This is a genomic window from Oscillospiraceae bacterium (genome assembly GCA_035353335.1).
Taxonomy (GTDB): domain Bacteria; phylum Bacillota; class Clostridia; order Oscillospirales; family JAKOTC01; genus DAOPZJ01.
In genome coordinates this window covers 1-3,814 of the sequence record DAOPZJ010000107.1, presented here as the reverse complement: position 1 = coordinate 3,814, position 3,814 = coordinate 1, and the positions used below count along the sequence as shown (strand labels likewise).

At 50.1% G+C, this 3,814-nt stretch carries 5 protein-coding genes; 1 reads left to right on the top strand and 4 read right to left on the bottom strand.

Going from position 1 to position 3,814, the window contains the following annotated elements; all coding sequences use genetic code 11:
• The coding region (locus PKH29_12640; GenBank protein ID HNX15686.1) for a hypothetical protein at positions 1 to 514 on the bottom strand (514 nt) is incomplete at its 3' end.
• A gap of 160 nt (positions 515 to 674) precedes the next feature.
• Between PKH29_12640 and PKH29_12635 the strand changes: the two genes are divergently transcribed.
• On the top strand, positions 675 to 1,394 hold the full coding sequence (locus tag PKH29_12635; GenBank protein ID HNX15685.1) for a YebC/PmpR family DNA-binding transcriptional regulator: 720 nt from the start codon (positions 675 to 677) through the stop codon (positions 1,392 to 1,394).
• Positions 1,395 to 1,543: 149 nt separating this feature from the next.
• On the opposite strand, the gene PKH29_12630 is transcribed toward PKH29_12635, so the two are convergent.
• The 3 genes from PKH29_12630 to PKH29_12620 all read right to left on the bottom strand — a co-directional run.
• A complete protein-coding gene (locus tag PKH29_12630) occupies positions 1,544 to 2,089 on the bottom strand; it encodes a DUF4358 domain-containing protein (GenBank protein ID HNX15684.1) in 546 nt (181 codons plus the stop codon).
• Entirely contained in the window at positions 2,090 to 2,770 is a 681-nt protein-coding gene (nth, locus tag PKH29_12625; protein HNX15683.1) for an endonuclease III, read from the bottom strand.
• A 274-nt stretch (positions 2,771 to 3,044) separates the two neighbouring features.
• A partial coding sequence (locus PKH29_12620) for a hypothetical protein (protein ID HNX15682.1) occupies positions 3,045 to 3,814 on the bottom strand: 770 nt, incomplete at its 5' end.

The window sequence follows — 3,814 nt, the reverse complement described above, 5'->3', positions numbered from 1 at the left end:
CGGCGTACCAGCCGAACATCTGCCATTCGAGCCCGCGGATTTGTTCGAGATACGGGGTGATGGTCGCTTTTTGGAAACTGGCAAGCCACATATCAAATAACGATTGGCTGTCAAAAGTCGCAAAGATTTTCCGAAGCATATAATGATCGGTATCTTTGGGAAGATTCTTTATCAATTGTTTATATTGCGCCGTGAAAAGGCCGATTTCATTATTATCGGCATTGATCTGATCGACCAGGTCGAAGTTGACCTGACTGATGAACGTTCCCAAATCGGAAGACGCATAATAAAGCTTCGCGTTGCGTTTATAACCATCAACTCTGGTGATATACGGTTCCTGCATCTGCTTTGTCTGTGAATACAGACCGGTGTCATCGTCCAGGATTTTTGCTTTTGCGTTTAACTTAGAGCAAGCCATTACAGCAGAAAAAACCATTATAACCACACAGACGGAACAGACTGCCCGGCGAATAATTTTACGCGCCATGCCCTGACGCTTTTGCAGTGAAGCCATAATTCAGAACCCCCGAAACAAATTCATAAAGCCATTATAAGATAACTTTTTGTCAATGTCAATCGTTTTCGGATTTTTTCCACAAACCATCACAATCGGGGTTGCAGTTTTTAATAAAATGTGATAAAATACCTTCGCATTCTGGATACGGAGGGGTTTTATGTCCGGTCATTCCAAATGGAATAATATCAAACGCAAAAAGGAGATTACCGACGGCGCGAAGGCAAAAGTCTTCACCAAAATGGGCCGCGAGATCTCAATTGCCGTACGCGAAGGCGGCGCCGATCCGTCAACCAACTTTAAATTGTATACGCTCGTTGCCAAGGCAAAGGCCAACAACGTACCGAACGACAACATCGAGCGCGCCATCAAAAAGGCAGCCGGTGCGGATAATAAAGACGAATATGAAGTCATCATGTACGAGGGCTACGGCCCCGCAGGCGTCGCTTTTATGGTCGAGACCATGACCGACAACCGCAACCGCACCGCCGGCGATCTGCGCCATTTTTTCGATAAAACCGGCGGAAACCTCGGTCAAACCGGCTGCGTTTCGTTTATGTTCAACCAAAAAGGCGTCATCACCGTCAACGCCGAAGATATCGACGAAGAAAAGCTGACAGAGGCCTGCATCGACGCCGGCGCCGAAGACATCACTCTTGAAGATGAGAGTTTTGTCATCACCACCGCGACCGCCGATCTCGAAACCGTCGGCGCCGCTCTGCAAAAAGCGGGATATAAACTCGAGTCCGAAGAGACGGCCTACATCCCGACGACTTATACAAAAGTCACCGACGAAGAGGCGCTTATAAAGCTCAACCGGTTGACCGATGCGCTCGACGAAAACGACGACGTCACCGATTACTGGCACAGCATGGAGTGAGAACGTTCAACTTTTCGCAGGGAGCGACGCCCTCGTCGCTCCGTTGAAATTATCCCCGTAAATTACAAAACCCTGCTGCCTAATATAATCGGCAGCAGGGGTTGTTTTTATCCAAATACTTTTTACATTTTAAACATTACAATTTTCACTTACTTTGCATTTTCCGGCGGGTAATATGTATCGATTATTTTGACCGCCAAATCCAGATCGATCCCGAATTCCAGCGGCGCGTCGGTATCGGTCGGCATCAAACCCAGACAGACATAAAACAAGCAGTCGCCGCGTTCAATAATCTGAGAAGCTTTTGCGCGCTGGTAAGAACCGTTGACCGAATAAGAACGGTAATATGCCGTCAAATCGGTTTTCATCTTCGTGAGGCCCGCCTTCACCGTTTCAATTGAATTTTTGGAAACGCGCACGGCGATGATGCGGTCGCAGTAGCCGTCGTCGGAACTGACAACGCCGTAATAGTCCCTGATATCAGCGTCGTTCAGGCCGGTTTTCGCCAAAAAATCCTCTTTTGAAAGTTCCGTCCGTCCGACCGGGACTGCGGTGGTTCCGACTTCGTCCGTAAAGGCGGCATCGATGCCGTCGACAACTTCCTTCACCGGGGTCTTCGCGCAGCCGGCAGTCATTGCCGATAGAATAACCAGCGCAATTGTTACAATAATCGTTCTTTTTAAAAGGGTTTTCATTCAGTTCTCCCTTTCTTTGCTTCTCCGGCCGTTTTCCGGTACCGGTTTGTTTTCACAGATTTCAAAAAGCGGGCATTCAAGGCATTTCGGCGAACGCGCCGTACAGATCTCCCTGCCGAACAGGACCAGCCGATGGCAGAAATCGTTGCTTTTTTCGGGCGGTAAAATATCTTTTAACACCATTTCCACTTTATACGGATCTGTCTTTTTGCAAAGTCCCAGACGGTTCGAAATCCGGATGCAATGCGTGTCCGCCACCACGGCGGGTTTTTTGTAAATATCGCCCAAGAGAAGGTTGGCGCTTTTCCGGCCGACTCCCGGTATACTCAGCAGCTGCTCCATATTATCGGGAATTTTTCCGTCGAACTTTTCAAGAACCGCATTTGCCGCGCCGATGATGTCTTTTGCCTTGGAGTGATAAAAACCGCATGAAAAAATATATTTTTCCAGTTCAGTCTGATCGGCTTTTGCGAAATCTTGTGTTGTCGGATACTTTTTAAATAATACGGGCGCGATCAGATTTACCCGCTCGTCGGTGCACTGCGCCGAGAGCCGGACGCTGACCATCAGCCGGAAAGGTTCCTCATAATCAAGCGAGCAAACTGCTTCCGGATAACGCTGCTCAAGAAGTTCAACCGCAATTAAGGTGCGTTTTTTCGGATTGAGCTTCTTTTTTTCCATTTGCCCGAGCCACCTTTCGATGTTTTTTATTATACCCATTCGGCAAATAAATGTCAACACAGTATTCATTCGAATCATTTCATAATCGCAAAAGTCCCCCGCAGCTTTCGCAGAAAGGGAAAGGCCCCCCGGTTTTCACCGGGGGGCCTCTTTTTTTTAATCCGGGAAGAATTGCCCGTCAGGGAAATTCTTCAGAGCGCAAATGATGAGCAGTTACTTGCGTGAGAAGAATTGCTCGTCAGAGGAATTCTTCAGAACGCAAGGAAGCTTTAGCTTACTTGCGTTTACGGATGACCAGGGTGGAGATGCCGCCGATCGCGGAAGCGCCGATGGTGATGATATACGCAATCGCGTTGAACGGATTGCCCATCGCCGGGGTGCTTGTCGCGGACGGGGTGGATGTCGGGGCCACGGACGGAGAGGAGCTCTTTACCTGAGCTTCATTCGGGTTGGACGGCATGACGGCCGCTGCCGGCGTCAGGGTCTTGCCCAGTGTGCTCGTGAACTTGTTGTAAGCCACGGATGCAGCATTCGTCGTGTCGGGATCAGCGGATGTTCTGACAACCCACGTCGTCTTGACATCCCAGCTTCTGCTGAAGCCGGTGTAGCCCTTGACGCCGTCGTTCGGGCCGTCGTCATAGTTGACTGTCAGTGTGAAGGTCGTGTCGCCGATTGTGGAATACTCGATCGTCACATACGCGTCAACCAGACCGTCGACCGTATTCAGGCCCAATGTGCCGTATTCAAGTCCGACCACATTCGCTTCTACGCCGGCTGCCGGAGCAGATACCGCAACTGTTGCGCCTGCCGGGATACGGACTGCGAGAACTGTGATCGCCTTGTTGTAGTTGGACAGACCGGATGCTGCATTGTTCATGCCGCGGGTGTTGTCCCAATAGTTGGTGATTGTGATGGTGCCCTTCTTCTCGACCTTGGTCACTTTGCCGACCGAGAAGCCCTTGCCGGTGTCAGCACCGGTTGTGGCGATTGCGTAGGTGTATTCGCCCATCGCCGTGATCTTGGCGTCGGACTTCTGCGCAACGC

Bases quoted from the DNA above. Each gene is read 5' to 3' on its own strand.
- PKH29_12635 (HNX15685.1), top strand. From the start codon at position 675: ATGTCCGGTCATTCCAAATGGAATAATATCAAACGCAAAAAGGAGATT.
- PKH29_12630 (HNX15684.1), bottom strand. From the start codon at position 2,089: ATGAAAACCCTTTTAAAAAGAACGATTATTGTAACAATTGCGCTGGTT.
- nth (HNX15683.1), bottom strand. From the start codon at position 2,770: ATGGAAAAAAAGAAGCTCAATCCGAAAAAACGCACCTTAATTGCGGTT.